Origin of the sequence: Solibacillus sp. FSL W7-1464, from assembly GCF_038004425.1 — a bacterium.
GTDB lineage: Bacteria > Bacillota > Bacilli > Bacillales_A > Planococcaceae > Solibacillus.
Genome location: NZ_JBBORC010000001.1, coordinates 1,076,356 through 1,096,947 on the forward strand (window position 1 = coordinate 1,076,356; position 20,592 = coordinate 1,096,947).

Consider the following 20,592-nt stretch of genomic DNA (forward strand, 5'->3'; position numbering starts at 1 on the left):
ATGAGCAAAGTAAGAGTTCATGAATACGCGAAAAAGGTAAATAAAACAAGTAAGGAAGTTATTGAGGTGCTAGCAAAACATAATCTGCCGGTGAAAAATCACATGGCGGTCATTGATGAGCAGGCGGTCTCAAAACTAAATTCTGTCTTTAAGCAAGCAGTGGAACCAACGAAAGATTCTCCTGCAAAGACATCTGCCAAAGCTGTAAATGTAACACCAAAACGCGGTGAACAAGGGCAGAATAAAGTGCAGCAAGGTCAAAAGCAGGATCGTCCACAATCTGCTTCAAATAACCAACAACCGAACAAAGCTTCAAACGCCCAAGGGCAAACAAAATCGCAACAAGGCGAAAAAATAAGAAATGATAAAGGTAACCAAAATCGAAATATGACTCAAAATAACTTTAACAACCGCAAAGGCGGCACAACACAAAACACTACTAGTAATAATAAAGGCGGGAATACGCCAAACAAAGGCGGTAACACGCCAAACAGAGGCGGAAATACGCCAAACAAGGGTGGCAACACTCAAAATAAAGGCGGCTATCAACAACGCAGAAAGCCAGGTATCAACGGTGGTAAACGTCGTACGCATCGCCCAGCACCACAACCAATGGTGCAAAAAGAATTACCGGAAAAAATTACTTTCTATGAAAGTTTATCAGTTGCAGAACTTGCAAAAAAATTACACCGTGAGCCATCGGAAATTATTAAAAAATTATTCATGCTTGGCGTAATGGCAACAATTAACCAAGAGCTGGATAAGGATGCAATCGAGTTAATCTGTGCAGACTACGGGGTAGAAGTAGAAGAAGAAATCCGTATCGACAAAACAGATTTAGATACGTACTTCGATGATACAATCGTGGAAGTTGACGAAAACGCATTAGAAGAGCGCCCACCAGTTGTAACAATTATGGGACACGTCGACCACGGTAAAACATCATTGCTTGACTCAATCCGTAAAACGAAAGTTACTGCGGGTGAAGCAGGCGGGATTACGCAGCATATCGGTGCATACCAGGTAGAAGTTAACGGGAAGAAAATTTCATTCCTTGATACTCCTGGACACGCGGCATTCACAACAATGCGTGCGCGTGGTGCATCAATTACAGATATCGCAATTATCGTAGTTGCAGCGGATGACGGCGTAATGCCTCAAACAGTTGAAGCGATCAACCACGCAAAAGCTGCAGAAGTACCAATTATCGTTGCAATCAACAAAATGGATAAACCATCTGCCAACCCGGACCGTGTACAACAAGAATTAACTGAGCACGGATTGGTTCCTGAAGCATGGGGCGGAGATACAATCTTCGTACCAATTTCAGCACTAAAAGGTGAAGGTATTGACCAGCTTCTGGAAATGATTTTATTAGTTTCTGAAGTAGGCGAATTAAAGGCGAACCCGACTCGTTCAGCAATCGGTACAGTAATTGAAGCACAGCTTGATAAAGGCCGTGGAGCAGTTGCAACACTTTTAGTTCAAGATGGTACATTACGTGTTGGTGATCCAATCGTAGTCGGTCATGCATATGGTCGTGTACGTGCAATGGTAAATGATCTTGGCCGTCGTATTAAAACAGCCGGCCCTTCTATGCCGGTTGAAATTACGGGCTTAAGCGAAGTACCACAAGCGGGTGACCGTTTCGTAGTATTCGAAGATGAAAAAACAGCTCGTCAAGTTGGTGAGTCTCGTTCAATGACGGCTATCCAAGCGTCACGTTCAGAAAAACAACGTGTAACACTTGATAACTTATTCGAACAAATGAGCCAAGGCGAAATGAAAGAGCTGAACTTAATCGTAAAAGCAGACGTACAAGGTACAGTGGAAGCAATGGCTTCTTCATTAATGAAAATTGATGTTGAAGGCGTTAACGTTAAAATCATCCACACTGGTGCGGGTGCGATTACAGAATCGGATATCTCTCTTGCTGCTGCATCAAATGCCATCGTTATCGGATTCAACGTACGTCCGGATACGAATGCAAAACGCGCTGCTGATGAAGAAGGCGTAGATATTCGTCTGCACCGTATCATCTATAAAGTAATTGAAGAAATCGAACACGCGATGAAAGGGATGCTTGATCCGGAGTTCGAAGAGAAAATCGTTGGTCAAGCGGAAGTTCGTCAAACAATTAAAGTATCTAAAGTGGGTACAATCGCAGGTTCATACGTTATCGAAGGTAAAATCGTCCGCGATGCCGGTGTACGTGTAATCCGTGAAAACGTTGTTGTTTTCGAAGGTGAACTGGATTCACTAAAACGCTTCAAAGATGATGCAAAAGAAGTTGCAAAAGGATATGAGTGTGGTATTACGATCAAAAACTACAACGACATTAAAGAAGGCGACATTATCGAAGCCTTCGTAATGGAAGAAATCGTTCGTAAATAATGATTGTATACGCAGAAGTTGAATTCATGATTCAGACTGCCCACTCATTAAAAGAAAAGCGCGCCGTCCTTCAGCGGATGGTGACGCGTACGAAACAAAAATTCAATGTTTCCGTTGCTGAAATTGATCATCAGGATGTATGGCAGCGTACGAAGCTTGCACTTGTCTCAGTTGCTTCTTCCAAAGAAGCGGCTGAGCGCGAGCTGATGCGGGCCGTTCATTTCCTGCAGTCAAATCCAGAGTGGGAACAGCTTGATTTTTATCGGGAATATTTATAAAACCCATAAATCCGGCAAATGTACTATTAATTACGCAATTTAAATGAGGTGACATTTATGTCTCTACGTTCTAATCGAGTTGCTGAGCAAATGAAAAAAGAAATTACTGAAATCATTGCCCGCAAAATCAAAGATCCGCGTGTAGGCTTCGTTACGGTTACAGATGTAGCAGTAACAGGAGACTTACAGCAAGCAACTGTTTATATTACATCGTTAGGCAATGACCGCGAACGTGCGGAAACATTGCAGGCGCTGGAAAAAGCATCCGGTTTCATCCGTTCGGAAGTCGGTTCACGTATCCGCTTACGCCGTACGCCTGAACTGGCATTCGAATTCGATACAGCAATCGAATACGGAAACAAAATCGATGCATTACTACGCGGCCTACACGAAGATAAATAAAACCAAGAAGTCTGCACTGCATAACTATGCAGGCAGACTTTTTTGCTTTTTAGAGTTCTTCACTGAATTTTTTTAAGAAATTGAGTACAGAAGTTTTGTTAAAGGAGTAAACTCTATGTTAGGTTGGAGTGACGCGTAGCGAAGCAAAACGGATGATGTGAAAAGTACCGACTATAGAACGAACTTAAAGTAAAGAATCAATTATATATGAAATCCTCATTTCGAATAAAGGAGCAAAACAATGAACGGTATTTTGCCATTATGGAAAGAGCGCGGTATGACAAGTCATGACTGTGTGTTTAAGTTACGGAAAATATTGAAGACGAAAAAAGTAGGCCATACCGGGACACTTGATCCGGGGGTGGAAGGCGTCCTGCCGATCTGTATCGGTCAGGCAACACGTATCGCCGAATATTTAACAGATGCCGGCAAAACGTACGAGGCCGTTGTATCGATCGGACGCACGACAACAACAGAAGATGCGGAAGGCGAAACAGTAGAGCAAAATACAGATTTCAAATCATTTACACGTGAAGATGTTTTACACGCACTTCAAACGCTGACTGGCGAAATCGAACAAACGCCCCCGATGTTTTCCGCTGTAAAAGTGAACGGCAAAAGGCTTTACGAGTATGCAAGAGCAGGTCAAACAGTCGAGCGTCCGACACGTAAAATCACAATTTACGAGCTGGAGTTACTGGATGATGCCCAAACATTTGAAGGGGAAGAAGTGACGTTCTCGATCCGCATCAAATGTTCGAAAGGTACGTATATTCGTACATTAGCCGTACAGATCGGTGAAGCATTAGGCTACCCTGCACATATGCATGAACTTGTACGAACAGCATCAGGCACATTCACAAAAGACAATTGCTTCACATTGGCCGAAATCGCTGAAATGATGGAAGCCGGGGAGCAGGAGAAGTTCCTGTTGCCGGTTGAATATGCACTATCTGACTACCCATACGTCGAGATCACGGAAGACATTGAAAAGCAAATTTTTAATGGGCAAGTTCTCCCGATGCATACTTTATTAACGGAACATGATAAAATTGTATATGGTGTAGAGGGACGAGCATTTGCGGTTTACATCGCCCATCCAACAAAAATTGGGCAAATGAAGCCGGATAAGATGTTTCCCGAAATTAATTAGGAGGCACGAGATGAACGTTATTCATTTGAAATACCCCCATCAATTAGCACAGGAAATAGAAAAAGAGGCGTACTCATTAGCAATCGGATTTTTTGATGGGGTACATAAAGGACATCAGGCGGTTATTGAAGCGGCAAAGCAAAAAGCCGAGCAGCTGAATATTAAAAGTGCCGTGATGACATTTGATCCGCATCCATCGATTGTATTGGGGAGACGTAATGAAAAAGTGTTTTACATTACGCCACTTTCACAAAAAATAGATACACTGAAAAAATTGAATATCGATACAGTATTTGTTGTGAACTTCACGTCAGATTTCGCAAAGCTTACACCGGAAGAATTCATTAAGTATTTTATCGTAGATTTAAATGTCCAGCATGTAACGGCAGGCTTTGACTTCTCATTTGGCGCATACGGCAAAGGCAATATGGAGCTGATGGAACAACTTGCTAACGGACGGTATGGTGTCACGGCAATCGAAAAACAGCAGGATGCAGTCGAAAAAATCAGCTCAACACGTATTCGCCAAGCATTGCAGGACGGGGAAATGGAGCAGGCTCGTAATCTATTAGGACGTGCATTTGAAGTGCCGGGAATCGTCGTCCACGGAGATAAGCGCGGACGGACAATGGGTTTCCCGACAGCGAATGTCCAGGCGATGGAAGGCTGCTACATACCGGCAACGGGTGTGTATGCTGTGAAAATTTTGGTTCAGAATAAATGGTATGACGGTGTTTGTAATGTAGGGTATAAACCGACATTCAATAACCCGGAAGAAAAGCAGCTGTCGATTGAAGTGCATATTTTAAATTTCAATAAAAATATTTATGGTGAAGAGGTCGTTGTCGGCTGGTATAAACGTATCCGCAGCGAACGGAAATTTAACGGCATCGAAGCGTTGATTGAACAAATTGAATTGGACAAACAGCAGGCGATCGCTTATTTTGAACAACTGCGCTAAATAGTTGCGCATCCATAAACAATTATGGTACTATTCACTAGTACGAAATTCTCGTATGAACCTTAGCTCGGCTTTACGCAACTCCAGCGACTGCTGTGCTATTGGGGATATTTTAATTATTAGGAGGTCATTTAAAATGGCAATTACACAACAACGTAAAAACGAAATTATCGCTGAGTACCGCGTACACGAAACAGATACTGGTTCTCCAGAAGTACAAGTAGCTGTATTAACTGCGGAAATTAACGCTTTAAACGCTCACTTATCTACTCACAAAAAAGATTTCCACTCTCAACGCGGTCTTCTTAAAATGGTAGGTAAACGTCGTCATTTATTAAAATATTTACGTGAAAACGACGTAGCTCGTTACCGTGAATTAATTACTAAACTTGGATTACGTCGCTAATACGTCGATAGTCTGACAATAAAAAGCGGGATTTTTCCCGCTTTTTATTATGTTTGAAAAGATTTTGCTTTCCGAATCAATGGTGCGATGTTTAACTTCTTTGAGCAGGTGTCGATACGCCTGTTGAAAGAAGTTAAACCATTGCTGGAAAGCCAAAATATTTTATTGAATTTATCGATATTTAGATCAAAAAATTTAGCATAGAAAACGCTTTTTTGATACACTAACTATGGTACATAATATGATACGTAGAGTGTTTCAATAAGAAAGGGGTTCATTTAATGAACGAAAAAAAGGTCTTTTCGTATGAATGGGCAGGCCGTCCACTAGTAGTAGAAGTAGGACAGCTGGCAAAACAAGCAAACGGCGCTGCAATGATCCGCTACGGCGAAACAGCAGTTCTAGCTACGGCAACAATGTCAAAACAACCGAAAGCATTAGATTTCTTCCCGTTAACAGTTAACTTTGAAGAACGTCTTTATGCAGCAGGTAAAATCCCTGGTGGTTTCATTAAACGTGAAGGACGTCCATCAGAAGCGGCAGTATTAACTTCTCGTCTAATCGACCGTCCAATCCGTCCAATGTTCCCGGATGGTTTCCGTAATGAAGTACAATCAATTTTAATGGTTATGTCAAATGATTCAAACTGCCCTGCTGATGTAGCGGCAATGTTTGGTTCTTCATTATCATTGGCAATTTCCGATATTCCATTCGACGGACCGATTGCAGGTGTACATGTAGGATATATCGACGGAGAATTCGTTGTGAACCCGACTGTTGAACAATCGGCAAAATCGACTGTTCACTTAACAGTAGCCGGTAACAAAGACGCGATTAACATGGTAGAAGCAGGTGCTTTGGAAGTAACTGAAGATATTATGCTTGAAGCGATTATGTTCGGTCATGAAGAAATTAAAAAGTTAATTGCTTTCCAAGAGCAAATTATTGCTGAAGTCGGTAAAGAAAAACTAGAAGTAACATTATATGAATTGGATGCAGACTTAACAGCAGCGATCAAAGCTGAATGTGAAGCTGATATGAATACAGCGATCCAGACAGTGGACAAGCAATTACGCCAAGAAAATATTACAGCAGTAAAAACACGTGTTATCGAATCATATGAAGCTAAGGAAGCTGACGATGAGACGATGAAACAAGTGAATGCTATTTTAGATAAAATGGTTAAAGACGAAGTGCGTCGTCTAATTACAGAAGATAAAGTGCGTCCGGATGGTCGTAAACAAGATGAAATCCGTGCATTATCTTCTGAAGTGGATTTATTGCCACGTGCACACGGTTCAGCATTATTCACACGTGGACAAACGCAAGCATTATCAATTTGTACTTTAGGTGCTTTAGGTGACGTTCAAATTATTGACGGCTTAGGTATTGAAGAGTCAAAACGCTGGATGCACCACTATAACTTCCCTCAATTCTCAGTTGGGGAAACAGGCCGTTACGGTAGCCCGGGCCGTCGTGAAATCGGTCACGGTGCATTAGGTGAGCGTGCGATTTTAGCGGTAATGCCAACAGAAGAGGAATTCCCGTATGCAATCCGTTGCGTATCGGAAGTATTGGAATCAAACGGTTCTACTTCACAAGCATCGATCTGTGCATCAACAATGGCACTTATGGCTGCAGGTGTGCCAATTAAAGCACCGGTTGCAGGTATTGCAATGGGTCTTGTTAAAAAAGGCGAACACTATACAGTATTATCGGATATCCAAGGTATGGAAGACCACCTTGGTGACATGGACTTTAAAGTGGCAGGTACAGCTAAAGGTGTAACAGCACTTCAAATGGACATTAAAATCGATGGTCTGTCTCGTGATATTTTAGAAGAAGCGTTAACTCAGGCGAAAATCGGCCGTATGCACATTTTAGAGCATATGATGTCAACGATTTCAGAGTCTCGCACTTCATTATCACAATACGCACCAAAAATCGTTTCAATCAAAATTAATCCTGACAAAATCCGCGACGTAATCGGACCGGGTGGTAAAGTAATCAATAAAATTATTGATGAAACAGGCGTTAAAATTGATACAGAACAAGATGGTACAATTTACATCGCTTCAGCTGATGAAGCAATGATTAACCGTGCTAAAGAAATGATCGAATCAATCGTACGCGAAGCTAAAGTAGGCGAGTACTACATGGCAACAGTAAGACGCATTGAAAAATTCGGTGCTTTCTGTGAAATCTTCCCAGGCAAAGACGGCTTACTGCACATTTCTGAAATTCAGGAAGAACGTACGAAAGAAGTGGAAGACGTATTAAAACTTGGTGATGAATTACTTGTGAAATGTATCGAGATCGACAAGCAAGGTCGCGTAAACTTATCACGTAAAGTAGTAATCAAAGAAGAAAAAGAGCGCGCGGAACAAGGAAAATAATTGTTTCCAGGCGTTTATAAAAAGGGAGGTTGTACACTACTGTACAGCCTCTTTTTTAAATAACTTATGGAATGAATGCTAAGGGCGTCACATCGTGTGACAACGCGTTTGTGATCAATATCCTGTTGGCCACCGGGCATTTAGTTGGTAGCCATGCCCGCGGAAAGCATCCGCCGTAACGGAGCAGAACGGCTCAAAAAGAAAGTTTTTTTCATCCCCGACTATTGGTGAAGAGTCATACTACGATTTATTAAGTCATACTTATAGTTTACTAGCCGAAATAAAGGAGAAATTTATGGTACAAGTAATTACAGCAAAAAATGGCGTGCGCATCGTTACCGAGCAAATGCCGCATGTCCGGTCATTATCGGTCGGCATTTGGGTCAATGCAGGCTCACGCTATGAAACAAAAGAAGAAAATGGGATTACCCATTTCATCGAGCATATGCTATTCAAAGGAACAAAAAACCGTACAGCCCGTCAAATCGCGGAAGAGTTCGACCGCATCGGCGGAGAGATCAATGCCTTCACATCGAAGGAACATACATGCTATTACGCGAAAGTGCTGGATCATCGCGGGGAGCTCGCAATCGATATCTTGTCCGATATGTTCTTTAACTCCTTATTTGCAAAAGAAGAAATTGAACGCGAACGCCAAGTTGTCCTTGAAGAAATTTATATGAGCGAAGACGATCCGGCAGATGACGTCCACGAAAAATTATGGAGTGTCATGTTCCCGGAAGATGCGCTGGGCCGTCCGATTTTAGGAACACCGGAAACGCTGGCAACATTCGATGAAGAAATGATCCGAGGGTATATGGCGAAACATTACGGCCCTCAAAATGTAGTCATTTCGATTGCAGGGAATATTGAAGAGCATTTACTGGAAAAAGTGGAAGCATTATTCGGAAACTATGAAGCAAGTGAAGAATCAATAGTTTCAAAACCGTCTTATCCGGTATTTACACCAGGCGAAGTTGAAAAATTACGTGATACCGAACAGGCGCATATCGCCATTTCATTTCCGGCCATTGCGGTAAAAGATCCGAAAATGTACAGCTTTATTGCGTTGAATAATATTATCGGCGGCAATATGAGTTCACGACTGTTCCAGGAAATACGTGAAGAGCGCGGCTTGGCGTATTCTGTATTCAGCTACCAGTCGAGCTATGAAGATGTCGGGACGTTTACGATTTATGCGTCGGCATCAAAACAAAACCTGGATGCATTGAAGCAGCAGATTGACCAGACGTTATTTGACCTTGTGGCAGGAGGGGTAACGGAAACCGAGCTTGACAATGCGAAGGAGCAGCTAAAGGGCGGCTTCGTTTTAGGCCTTGAAGGAACGGAAGACTTTATGAACCGTAACGGAGTCAATGAACTGATCCATCAAAGTCATCGTTCAGTCGATGAAGTGCTGGCTAAAATCGATGCCATTTCGATGGAAACGATCGATGAGTTGATTACACAGATTCTATTATCCGAACCGGCCATTGCGATTATCGGACCGGAAAACGAATAACGAAAAGGACAGCGCATGCTAACTACTAGCCCGCGCTGTCTTTTTAAAATTCGGCTGCCTGGAATTTTATGATGGCTGTTTTAAAGTAGCGATAATAAACAATCAATCCTAAAATAGGAACAATCGCTGCGCCCAGCAGTTTGAGATCTACAATACTCAGTAAAACCATAAACAAAATGTGAGCAAATAAAAAGATCAGAAAATAACCGATAATTGTCCAAACCGATATGCTTTTCGTACCCTTTGTCGGATCACTTAAATAGTTTTTCAGCATCGAGCCGATAGAAGCAATGCCGGCAGCAAAGACGATTGAAATCAGTGAAAGTTCAAAACTGCTCATCTGGTTATTTAAATATAAATAACCTTGATAAATCCCGATTGGAATCGTAATGATAAGCAAAAGAAGCAAACTGAAGAGAAATAAACTTTTGACTATGTCCTTTGGATCAATCGGCATGATCCGTAAGCGTTTCATAAAATGGTTTTCGAGCAAGTAGCTAGTACCTAAAGCAGGAGACAAAGCTAAAAAGTAGAGTGTCAGAAAGCCTAAATTAACTTCTTTAATGATCAGCCACTGAATCCCTGTCATTAATAAAATGAAGAAAAAAGCGGCGATGAATAGTTTTTTCGATAAATGAAAGTGCATTTTAAGCAGTGCAATCATAGGACATCCCTCCTGTATTCACGAAAGTAAGTGATGCATGCGGCAATGATGAGAAGAAATAATAAAACAAAGAATACTATAATGCTCTGAAAAGTAGCCAGCGTTTCAAAGAGTGATAAAAATTGTGTAAATGCTACTGGAATAAAAACGATGGACAGGTTTACAAAGTAGCCGAATTTCACACGACGTATGAGCAGAAAAATAGTAATAATAGAAAAACTGACACCAAAGCTTAACACCAGCTGTTTGACGGAAGGTAAAACAAGCTGCCGCTCCAGCAATGTTTGAATAACGGTCGTTGCCGCGAGTGTATAAAGGTTATAGTATAGTGTGTATCGTCCTAAAAAAGAGAGATCCACAATGAAATAAGTCTTTTTGGAAACCGGAAATAAGCTTGTCATGACGAGCTCGCTTTCCCGCATATCCAAATAAGTCGCACAGAGCGCTGTAATACTGATGGACAGTATAAAGTACGCAGCCGATTCTGCACCTTCAAACAGCAAGGGAAGGCCGAAAAAAGAAGCGGCAACAGGTATAAACAAAATCCAGGAAGCCAATTTCTGTTCGTAATAATGAAGGAACATTTTTCTCATTATTTCCGCCCCTTTACGAAGAACAGCATCAGATCATCAATCGTCGGTTTATGCAGTTCAATAACTGGATTTACAAACTCCCGCATGACCAAGTATTCGATGCCAAATACATAATCCCGTTTACCGATAATCGCATGATCCGGTATAACTTTCGATTCTTCAAGGGATCCTTTCCAAATTCCGTAACCGTAAAGCAAATCGTCTTTATTTTCACTGAACAGAATTTCGCCGTCATGGATAAATGTAATCGTATCCGCGATTTTCTCTAAATCCGTTGTAATATGCGAAGAAAAGAGAATGGCATGATCTTCCTGTTCCATGAAGTTTTGAAGCATACCGAGCACTTCATCGCGCACGATCGGGTCAAGACCGCTCGTTGGTTCATCAAGCAGCAAAAGTTTCGGCCGGTGCCCCAATGCAAGTGAAAGAGCGAGCTTCATTTTCGTTCCTTTGGACATCGTTTTGATTTTGTCGTACTTCGGCACATCCAGCTGCTCCAGCAACTCATCAAAATAAGGACGGTCCCAAGTAGGATACACATTTCCGTACAGCACATCGAGCTCCTTTGGGGTGAAGCTTTCCGGTATATGCAGTTCATCAAATACAACCCCGATTTGCCCCTTCAGCTCCACTTCATGTTCGATATGATCTTTCCCAAATAAAAGAATTTCGCCGTCAACTTTTTTCAGCAAATTTAAAATCAGTTTGATCGTCGTTGATTTCCCGGCACCGTTTTGTCCGATAAAGCCGGCAATTGTCCCGCTCTCAACGGTGAACGAAATATTATTTAAACGGAACTTTTTGAATTGCTTCGAAACATTTTTAACTTCAATTGCGTTCATCATCATTCCTCCAATAGTAAATCGAGTAAGTCATGCAGTTCCGCTTTCGGCATATTTGCCGTTTTGGCGATGAATACCGCTTTCGTGAAATGTACTTCAATTTGGCGGATCAGCTCTTCACGCAGGAAATCCTGATTGCGCTCCGATACATAGCTGCCTTTACCGGCGATTGTGACGATAAAGCCATCCCGTTCCAAATCGGCATACGCCCGCTTTGTTGTCATGACACTGATTTTCAATTCTTTCGCCAACGCCCTTATAGAAGGCAGGGCATCACCTGTCAGCAGCTTGCCTGTCAAAATGGCCTGTTTTAACTGGTCGGTAATTTGTTCATAAATAGGCTTTTCACTGTTATTGCTCAATTTGATAATCAATTGTTTCACCTCACATGATCAAACTGTATATACACAGTATACACAGATGTGGCAGATTTTGTCTATCGAAAATTCTGCAAAATTAATTTTTGTTGGAATGGTTTATAATTAAGAGTAATTTCTACCTTTATTAATGCGAACAATGGCTATGTGACCCGCTGCCTGCGAATAGGTCCTTTAAACTTAAATGATGAACCATTTCACTTCTGCCAAAGTTGATGCATATAGTAATGTAGGCTCTTACAAGAGGAGGGATGCAATGCTTTTATCAGAGCTCGCTGAAAAAGAACTGATCGAAATGGAAAACGGTGTTCGATATGGATTTTTAGCTGAGACGGAATGTATTTTTGATGCCAAAACAGGGAAGATTGCCGGATTTGAAATGCCGGCGCAAATGGTGAAAATGCCGTTCCAAAAGAAAAAGACCGGGATGGTAAAATATATTCCTTGGAGTGAAATTATTTTAATCGGGGAAGACCGGGTATTATTTCAAAAAACAACATCGACATTGAAGCATGCCAATGATGACTGAACGCTGGCTTGTGATCGGTACAGATGAGCGGATGAAGTTTTTGGCGAAGCAATTATCGACAAATGATCGCACGGTGTACTACAAAAACACGACTGTTTGGGATGAAGCGCTGAACAAAGTGGCGCTGGAGCTGCACCCTACAGAAATTGTGTTGCCGATCCACCCTTTATCGATCCAAGTGGAGGAGCTTCTAGGTATTCGTCAGGCACGATTCTTTGCGGGGAAATTGACTGATCAGTGGAAACAGATTCTTGAAAACAAGCGCCTGCATTATTATCTGGAAGATGAAACATTCATCTGGAAAAATGCCGCGCTTACTGCAGAAGGCTTTTTAGCACATTTGTATAAAGAAAAAGTAAATGTGCAGTATAAAACAATTATGATTACAGGGTTTGGACGTGTAGCAAAAATGCTTGCCCTGTTTTTAACACGTCTCAATGCAAAGGTCATCATCGCCGTACGTTCGGAAACGCAAAAAGCCGAGGCCCTTGCATATGGTTATCAAGGTATTGAATTGAACGAGAAGAATAGTATGGAAGCGGATTTTCTGATCAATACAATTCCGACAAAATGGCTGACGAAGGATTTTGAAGGCTGGATGATCCGTCCGATTTATGATGTCGCATCAAGCCCGGGATGTTTGAACGACATCAAATTATCTCAGTATGAGCTGCTACCTGCATTACCTGGGAAATACTTTCCGCAAGCTGCAGCAAACCTATTATACGAAACGATACTAGAATTACGAAAGGAGGAAGCAAATGCTTGAGGGAAAACGCATTGGTTTAGGAATTACCGCATCACATTGTACGTACGAAGATGTCGTACCGAAAATAACCCAATTTCGTGAAGCCGGTGCAACCGTTGTACCGATTATAACGCCTTCTGTATTACATGCTGCTACACGATTTGGAACTGGTGAAGAATGGATTGCAAAAATCGAAGCCCTCGCAGGAGAAAAGGTTGTCAGCTCCATTGCGGAAGCGGAGCCGTTTGGACCGAGTAATCCGCTGGACTGTATGGTCATCGCGCCGATGACAGGGAACTCCATCAGTAAATTTGCGAATGCGGCAACAGACAGTGCCGTACTGATGGCAGCAAAGGCGACACTTCGAAACGGGTCACCAGTCGTACTTGGGATTTCAACGAATGATGCACTTGGATTAAACGGAATGAATTTAATGAAATTAATGAATGCGAAAAACATTTTCTTCATTCCGTTCGGTCAGGATGATCCAATTAAAAAACCGACGTCGCTCATAGCGGATTTCACAAAAATGCTCGATACTGTAGCATATACGCTCGCTCATAAAAAACAGATTCAGCCGATATTTATACAATATTTTAAATAATCAAATTATCTTACACAATTCAAATAATATATGATACAATATCCAACATTATATACATACCGATATTTTTAGGAGAGATGAGACATGACAAAGAAATTGAATGTTGCCGTAGTTGGGGCAACAGGAGCTGTAGGTTCAAAAATGATGGAGAAGCTGATTGAGCGCAAATTTCCAATTGCATCGATCAAGTTTTTAGCTTCTGCTCGTTCAGCAGGAAAACAAATCCAATTTAATGGTGAAAACTATACGATAGAAGAAGCGAAACCGGAAAGCTTTGAAGGTATCGATCTGGCGTTATTTTCAGCAGGCGGCTCTGTATCAGAAGCACTGGCACCTGAAGCAGCAAAGCGTGGAGCGATTGTTATTGATAACACAAGTCATTTCCGTATGGATCCAGAGGTACCGCTTGTTGTACCGGAAGTAAATCGCCATGCACTAAAAACAATTCCAAAAGGGATTATCGCAAATCCAAACTGTTCGACAATTCAAATGGTTGCAGCATTACAGCCAATCCGTGAAAAGTTCGGTCTAACAAAAGTTGTCGTATCAACATATCAAGCGGTATCCGGTTCTGGTGTGGCAGCAATTGAAGAACTGCGTGAGCAAAGTGCACAGTGGGATGCAGGGAAAAACGTTGAAGCGAAAGTGTTACCGGTAAAATCAGATAAAAAACATTATCCGATCGCACGTAATGTCATTCCGCAAATCGATAAATTTACGGACAATGGCTTTACATATGAAGAAATGAAAATGATCAACGAAACGAAGAAAATTATGGGTGCACCCGAGCTGAAAGTCGCTGCAACATGTGTACGTGTTCCAGTCGTTTCAGGCCACTCAGAATCGGTTTATATTGAACTGGAGCAAGAAGCAACAGTACAGCAGATTTTTGACGCTTTAAAGGATGCACCAGGTATCGTTCTGCAAGATGACATTCGCGAACAGCTTTACCCGATGCCGATTTTTGCGGAAAACGAAGAACCGACATATGTTGGACGTATTCGCCAAGATTTAGACAACAAAAAAGGATTCCACTTATGGATTGTGTCAGATAATTTATTAAAAGGGGCTGCACTCAACTCTATTCAAATTGCAGAAGCTATGCTAGAGGATCACTTACTATAAGGGGAGGATTATCAGTTATGGATTTCGGACGTATTGGTACAGCGATGATTACGCCGTTTAAAAAAGACGGTACGATTAATTATCCTGAGTTAGAACGTATCATTAATCATTTAATTGAAAATGGTACGGATTCAATTATTGCTTGTGGAACAACTTCGGAAAACCCGACAATGTCAACTGAGGAAAAAATCGAGGTCGTGCGTTTTACAGTAGAAAAAGTGGCAGGACGCATACCTGTTATTGCCGGTACAGGGGATAACGAAACAGCTTACTCGATTATGATGACTCATAAAGCCGAAGAAAATGGGGCAAACGGGATCATGCTCGTAACGCCATATTACAATAAGCCAAATCAGCGCGGCATGTATGCCCACTTTAGTACGATTGCAAAAGAAACGAAACTTCCAGTCATGCTGTATAATGTCCCGGGCCGTACAGGTGCCAATATTTTAGCGGAAACAACGATTGCAATCAGCAAAGATGTACCGAATATTACATGCATTAAAGAAGCAAGCGGTAACCTGGATCAGATGGGTGACATTATCGAAAACGTCGATCCGGATTTCCATGTGTACTCAGGGGATGACGGGTTAACATTGCCACTGCTTGCAATCGGCGGACGCGGTATTATTTCTGTCGCTTCACATGTAGTAGGGAAAGATATGCAGCAAATGGTTCGTGCATTTGAAGAAGGCCGTCATCAGGAAGCGGCACAAATCCACCGCGCATTACTGCCGCTCGTTCGTGCGTTATTTGCACAGCCGAACCCGTCGCCAATTAAATACGCGATGACAAAATTAGGCTTCGATACGCTTGATGTACGGATGCCGATGATGGAAATGCTACCGGAAGAAAAGGCAGCATTTGATGAAATTTGGGATACGTATCAGGAAAAAGCAAAAAGTTTCCGCACATTACAAGTGAATTAACACATAAACAGTCACACCTTCCGATGAGAAGCGGGTGACTGTTTTTTTATTTTTAGTCAGTTTGAGGAATATAGCGGATGAAGTGAGGGTTAATGGTCAGCAACTGAGGATTATCCAAAAAAAACGAGGATTAAAGTTTCGACATTCTGTAAAACGGTTGCGATTTTAATTTGCCCGGCGCTACGTGAAAAAAGAAAATCACTTTTTTATTTGTACTAACGTCATTCTCACCGTATAATGAACTTTAAGTGGTTGCTGTTCGGAACAATTTAGGAGGAAATAAAGTGACAAAATCAAAAAATGAACTTATCCGTGTCATTCCATTAGGTGGAGTTGGCGAAATCGGAAAATCAATGTATGTAATAGAAATCGATGAAGAGCTTTTCGTAGTAGACAGTGGGCTCATGTTCCCAGAGACCGAAATGCTTGGAATTGATATCGTCATTCCAGATATCACGTATTTAGAGGAAAATAAAGAGCGCGTAAAAGGTATTTTCCTGACTCATGGACATGAAGATGCAATTGGATCGATTGCGTATGTATTAAAGAAAATTAAAGCACCGGTATATGGTTCAAAGTTAACGATCGCTTTGGCGAAGGAGCATTTGAAAGAATTACCTGCACCTTACCAAGTGAAGTTTTTTGAAGTATCGAGCAATAGTCGCATGAACTTCAATTCTACGTATGTGACATTCTTCCATACAACACATAGTATTCCAGATTCATTAGGAATCGTTTTCCATACTTCTGAAGGGGCAATCGTTCACACAGGCGAATTCAAATTTGACCAGTCGGCAACAGGCAAGTTCAAGCCGGATTTGGCTAAAATGGCAATGCTTGGTGAAGAAGGGGTATTCATGCTTTTATCAGAATCAATGGAAGCGGAGCGCCCAGGCTATACAACAAGTGAAGCAGTGATTGCGGAAGAATTGCAAAAAACGTTCCATTCGGCACCAGGTCGAATTATTGTAGCATTATATGCATCAAACTTTATTCGTATTCAGCAAGTGTTCAGACAAGCTGCTGCATCACACCGTAAAGTTGCGGTCGTTGGGAAATCCCTGGAGAAAATGGTCGATATCGGTGTTAACCTAGGCTATTTGGAAATCGATGAAACAACACTTGTACCAGTAAACGAAATTCATAAATACCACGATGATGAAATTATTATTATGGCAACGGGCAACAAAGGTGAACCACTTGATGCACTGGATAAAATTGTGCGTAAACATCACCGTGACATTAAAATCAGAAATACAGATACAGTCCTAATTACATTCACACCATCACCAAGCATGGAAGTGCAAATGTACAACACGATGAACCAACTGGCAAAAGCGGGCGCAAATGTCATGACTTCGAACAAGAAAGTCCATGTTTCCGGCCACGGCAGCGCGGAAGATCTAAAGCTGATGCTGAACTTTATGAAGCCGAAATACTTCATCCCTGTTCAAGGTGAGTACCGCATGCTAATCGCACACTCGAAACTTGCACAACAGGTAGGTTTGCAAAAATCTCAAATTTTCATTGCAGATAAAGGCGATATTGTCGAATACAAAAACGGCAAAGTGCGTATGACAGGACGTGTACAGGCAGGGAATGTACTAATCGACGGAATCGGTGTAGGCGATGTAGGCAATATCGTTTTACGCGACCGTAAACTGCTTTCCCAAGACGGTATTTTCATTGTTGTTGTAACATTGAACCGTGCACAGAAGAAAATCGCGTCAGGTCCCGAAATTTTATCGCGCGGTTTCGTATATGTGCGCGAGTCGGAACAGTTAATGGAAGAGTCTGCTGAAATCGCACGCGAAGTGATCGAGAAATATGTTGGTAAAGAAACGTTCGAATGGACAAACATTAAGCAAGAAATTCGCGACACATTAAATCAATATTTATTCCAAAAGACAAAACGTCGTCCAATGATTATTCCGATCATTATGGAATACTAATTAACATTGGAATGAAGGGGAGGCAACTATATCCCCCCATATCTAATAATCAAAAAGGGTTTTCTTACATTAAGCGTGAGAAAGCCCTTTTTCCAACTAAAATTCCGGAGTGGAGACGTGCCTTGCTTCCATAATTAGAGAAGGCTGGATTAATACGGTAAAAACTGAACTTTATTTTAAAAAAAACTGATTTTTCGGTACATAGCGGTAAAAGTAATTCCAAATTCAGCACAAACTAAGTCAATCGATTCAAGTACGCATCACTAATAACCGGAAGCCTATTCAGCAACTTTGGCGTCTAACATTAAGGAACAATTTTTAAGTAGGTGAACAAAGATTGGATAAAAAGAAAAGTACTAAGACAAAAGCAAAAACAAAGCCGACGCTAAAGCCAAAAACAAAAGAGGAGCTCCATCCGCTCGCATATGAAATTATCGGACTGCTGCTCATCGCACTGGCCATTATCGAATTTCTGGAGTTCGGACTTGTTGGCAGAATGCTCCATTCAGTCGCGATGTTTTTCTTCGGCAATCTGCATTTTATCATCCCGCTACTCTGCTTTTTAGTAGCTGGGATGCTCATGGTCAAACGCCGGGGTGTCGCATTTAATACCCGTGTCGTATATGGCGTGCTGTTTGTCGGGGCAAGCCTGACAATTTTCAGCCATAGCCTGTTAATCGAACAAATGCATGCAGCGAACACCCTGTTGTCCAATTCGGTATTAAAGGAAACATGGAGAATTCTTATCAGTACTGATGGAATAGTAAACCGCAGCAATGCGCTCGGCGGCGGGATGATCGGCGGATTATTATTCAGTCTGTTCCATGTTTTATTCGACGCATCCGGTGCAAAAATCGCCGCCTTTGTATTATTGGCAATCGGGATTATTTTAATTACCGGAAAAGCGCTCGTACCAATATTAGTGGAGAAAGCCCCTACACTTAGGGGAAAGTTCAAAAGAACGAATCGCAGCAAAAGAAGTAAGTCAAAACCTGAACCTCAGCAGAAGCAGCGTCGTTCTAAAACCGAACCGATGATAGAAGAGGAAGCGGCTGATTTGGAAGACCTGATTATTACAACTGCAACGCCGACACATCATGAACCGATCATTTCGAATTTTGTGGAGCAAGTGAAACAGGAACAGCAAAAAGGTATCGAAATCGAAGTTGAGGAAAAAATAAGTGAGCCGATCATGGCCGTAACATCTGAAACGGACCAAACCTATATTTTGCCGTCCATGCAGCAACTGAACCCACCACCAGAACATGATCAGAGCGGCGAATATTCGGTCATTCAAACAAATGCAAAAAAACTGGAACAAACATTTTTAAGCTTTGGTGTAAAAGCGAAAGTGACACAAGTTCATTTAGGTCCTGCAGTTACTAAATATGAAGTAATGCCGGATACAGGGGTAAAAGTTAGTAAAATTGTCAGCCTTCAAGATGACTTGGCACTGGCCCTTGCAGCAAAAGATATTCGTATTGAAGCCCCTATCCCAGGGAAGTCGGCTGTCGGGATTGAAGTACCGAACAGTGAAGTGGCGGTCGTAACGTTACGTGAAGTACTTGAAGCAAATGAGCAGGTGAAAGTCGGAGCCAAACTGCTCGTGAGTTTGGGACGTGATGTAACAGGCCAGGCAATTGCGGCAGAGTTGAACAAAATGCCCCACTTATTAGTCGCCGGTTCGACAGGCAGCGGTAAAAGTGTGTGTATCAATGGCATTATTGTGTCACTATTAATGCGCGCAAAACCGAGTGAAGTAAAAATGATGATGATCGATCCAAAAATGGTGGAGCTAAGTGTGTATAACGGCATCCCGCATTTACTGGCACCGGTTGTAACAGATCCACGTAAGGCGGCTCAGGCGCTGCAAAAAGTAGTGTCGGAAATGGAACGGCGCTATGATCTGTTTTCGCATTCCGGTACAAGGAATATTGAAGGATATAACGAATATATCGATATAAGCAATGAAGGTGCAACGGAAAAACAGCCGAACCTTCCGTACATTGTCGTAATTGTCGACGAGTTGGCGGATCTGATGATGGTTGCTTCAAGTGAAGTGGAAGATGCGATTACACGTCTTGCCCAAATGGCGCGTGCTGCAGGGATTCACCTGATTATCGCAACGCAAAGACCGTCTGTTGATGTTATTACCGGCATCATCAAAGCAAATATTCCATCCCGTATTGCATTTGCTGTCTCATCTGCCGTCGATTCCCGCACGATTCTGGATATGGGCGGGGCTGAGCGATTACTTGGACGGGGCGATATGCTATATTTACCGGCAGGGGCATCCAAACCAGTCCGTGTGCAAGGGGCATTTGTAAGTGATCATGAAGTGGAAAGAATTATTAACAGTGTCATTGAGCAGCAAAAAGCACAATATGAGGAAGCGATGATCCCGACCGATGAACCGATCGTTGATGTGATGGATGAAACGGACGACTTGTATGATGAAGCCGTGCAGCTTGTACTGGAAATGCAGACAGCTTCCGTATCATTACTGCAGCGCCGATTTAGAATCGGATATTCCCGTGCAGCCCGGATTGTTGATCAGATGGAACAAAGAGGGATTGTCGGACCACCCGAAGGAAGCAAACCGCGTCAAGTACTAGGAAATAGATACTAGAAACCCTTGACATTATCGGACTTTTCGGAATATATTCTTTTCTATAAGTTTTGAAATAAATTCGCTGATTTTTCACATTAACATGACA

The 20,592-nt window shown here is 42.0% G+C and carries 19 protein-coding genes; 15 read left to right on the plus strand and 4 right to left on the minus strand.

Going from position 1 to position 20,592, the window contains the following annotated elements; translation table 11 throughout:
• The 8 genes from infB (at position 1) to MKZ25_RS05150 (ending at position 9,512) form a co-directional block, all read left to right on the plus strand.
• Complete coding sequence (infB, locus tag MKZ25_RS05115) at positions 1-2,394, plus strand: translation initiation factor IF-2 (protein ID WP_340800504.1); 2,394 nt, start codon at positions 1-3, stop codon at positions 2,392-2,394.
• A complete protein-coding gene (locus MKZ25_RS05120) occupies positions 2,394-2,672 on the plus strand; it encodes a DUF503 domain-containing protein (protein ID WP_340800506.1) in 279 nt (92 codons plus the stop codon). The genes infB and MKZ25_RS05120 overlap by 1 nt, the downstream gene beginning before the upstream one ends.
• Positions 2,673-2,729: 57 nt before the next feature.
• The gene (rbfA, locus tag MKZ25_RS05125; RefSeq protein ID WP_079525296.1) at positions 2,730-3,074 is read left to right on the plus strand and encodes a 30S ribosome-binding factor RbfA; all 345 of its coding nucleotides are present in this window, start codon (positions 2,730-2,732) and stop codon (positions 3,072-3,074) included.
• 241 nt (positions 3,075-3,315) lie between these two features.
• Positions 3,316-4,227, plus strand: a complete 912-nt coding sequence (gene truB, locus MKZ25_RS05130) for a tRNA pseudouridine(55) synthase TruB (RefSeq protein ID WP_340800507.1) — start codon at positions 3,316-3,318, stop codon at positions 4,225-4,227.
• A 10-nt stretch (positions 4,228-4,237) separates the two neighbouring features.
• Positions 4,238-5,188, plus strand: a complete 951-nt coding sequence (gene ribF, locus MKZ25_RS05135) for a riboflavin biosynthesis protein RibF (protein ID WP_340800508.1) — start codon at positions 4,238-4,240, stop codon at positions 5,186-5,188.
• Between the two features lie 136 nt (positions 5,189-5,324).
• Positions 5,325-5,594: a 30S ribosomal protein S15 gene (gene rpsO, locus MKZ25_RS05140; protein ID WP_340800509.1), complete on the plus strand. Its 270-nt coding sequence runs from the start codon at positions 5,325-5,327 to the stop codon at positions 5,592-5,594.
• Between the two features lie 281 nt (positions 5,595-5,875).
• Entirely contained in the window at positions 5,876-7,990 is a 2,115-nt protein-coding gene (gene pnp, locus MKZ25_RS05145) for a polyribonucleotide nucleotidyltransferase (protein WP_340800510.1), read from the plus strand.
• 295 nt (positions 7,991-8,285) lie between these two features.
• On the plus strand, positions 8,286-9,512 hold the full coding sequence (locus MKZ25_RS05150) for a M16 family metallopeptidase (RefSeq protein ID WP_340800511.1): 1,227 nt from the start codon (positions 8,286-8,288) through the stop codon (positions 9,510-9,512).
• Positions 9,513-9,555: 43 nt separating this feature from the next.
• On the opposite strand, the gene MKZ25_RS05155 is transcribed toward MKZ25_RS05150, so the two are convergent.
• From MKZ25_RS05155 to MKZ25_RS05170, 4 genes are read right to left on the minus strand one after another with little or no spacing between them, the layout of a single operon-like run.
• Positions 9,556-10,176, minus strand: a complete 621-nt coding sequence (locus tag MKZ25_RS05155) for a hypothetical protein (protein ID WP_340800512.1) — start codon at positions 10,174-10,176, stop codon at positions 9,556-9,558.
• The gene (locus tag MKZ25_RS05160; RefSeq protein WP_340800513.1) at positions 10,173-10,769 is read right to left on the minus strand and encodes an ATPase; all 597 of its coding nucleotides are present in this window, start codon (positions 10,767-10,769) and stop codon (positions 10,173-10,175) included. The genes MKZ25_RS05155 and MKZ25_RS05160 overlap by 4 nt, the downstream gene beginning before the upstream one ends.
• On the minus strand, positions 10,769-11,611 hold the full coding sequence (locus MKZ25_RS05165) for an ABC transporter ATP-binding protein (protein WP_340800514.1): 843 nt from the start codon (positions 11,609-11,611) through the stop codon (positions 10,769-10,771). Before MKZ25_RS05165 ends, MKZ25_RS05160 begins: the two co-directional genes overlap by 1 nt.
• A gap of 2 nt (positions 11,612-11,613) precedes the next feature.
• Positions 11,614-11,985, minus strand: a complete 372-nt coding sequence (locus tag MKZ25_RS05170) for a GntR family transcriptional regulator (RefSeq protein ID WP_340800515.1) — start codon at positions 11,983-11,985, stop codon at positions 11,614-11,616.
• Positions 11,986-12,244: 259 nt separating this feature from the next.
• Between MKZ25_RS05170 and MKZ25_RS05175 the strand changes: the two genes are divergently transcribed.
• The 7 genes from MKZ25_RS05175 (at position 12,245) to MKZ25_RS05205 (ending at position 20,504) form a co-directional block, all read left to right on the plus strand.
• Positions 12,245-12,517, plus strand: a complete 273-nt coding sequence (locus MKZ25_RS05175; protein ID WP_339175606.1) for a YlmC/YmxH family sporulation protein — start codon at positions 12,245-12,247, stop codon at positions 12,515-12,517.
• Complete coding sequence (locus MKZ25_RS05180) at positions 12,507-13,286, plus strand: NAD(P)-dependent oxidoreductase (protein WP_340800516.1); 780 nt, start codon at positions 12,507-12,509, stop codon at positions 13,284-13,286. The genes MKZ25_RS05175 and MKZ25_RS05180 overlap by 11 nt, the downstream gene beginning before the upstream one ends.
• On the plus strand, positions 13,279-13,869 hold the full coding sequence (locus MKZ25_RS05185; protein WP_340800517.1) for a dipicolinate synthase subunit B: 591 nt from the start codon (positions 13,279-13,281) through the stop codon (positions 13,867-13,869). The genes MKZ25_RS05180 and MKZ25_RS05185 overlap by 8 nt, the downstream gene beginning before the upstream one ends.
• An 84-nt stretch (positions 13,870-13,953) precedes the next feature.
• Positions 13,954-14,994 carry an aspartate-semialdehyde dehydrogenase gene (locus MKZ25_RS05190; RefSeq protein ID WP_340800519.1) on the plus strand — a complete coding sequence of 347 codons (1,041 nt, stop codon included), beginning with the start codon at positions 13,954-13,956 and terminating at the stop codon, positions 14,992-14,994.
• A gap of 17 nt (positions 14,995-15,011) precedes the next feature.
• Positions 15,012-15,923 (plus strand): 4-hydroxy-tetrahydrodipicolinate synthase, encoded by a 912-nt coding sequence (gene dapA, locus MKZ25_RS05195; protein ID WP_340800520.1) that lies wholly within the window; start codon positions 15,012-15,014, stop codon positions 15,921-15,923.
• Between the two features lie 284 nt (positions 15,924-16,207).
• Positions 16,208-17,875, plus strand: coding sequence for a ribonuclease J (locus tag MKZ25_RS05200; protein ID WP_340800521.1), 1,668 nt, complete (start codon positions 16,208-16,210; stop codon positions 17,873-17,875).
• A 337-nt stretch (positions 17,876-18,212) separates the two neighbouring features.
• On the plus strand, positions 18,213-20,504 hold the full coding sequence (locus tag MKZ25_RS05205) for an FtsK/SpoIIIE family DNA translocase (protein WP_340800522.1): 2,292 nt from the start codon (positions 18,213-18,215) through the stop codon (positions 20,502-20,504).
• The last annotated feature ends 88 nt before the right edge of the window (positions 20,505-20,592 follow it).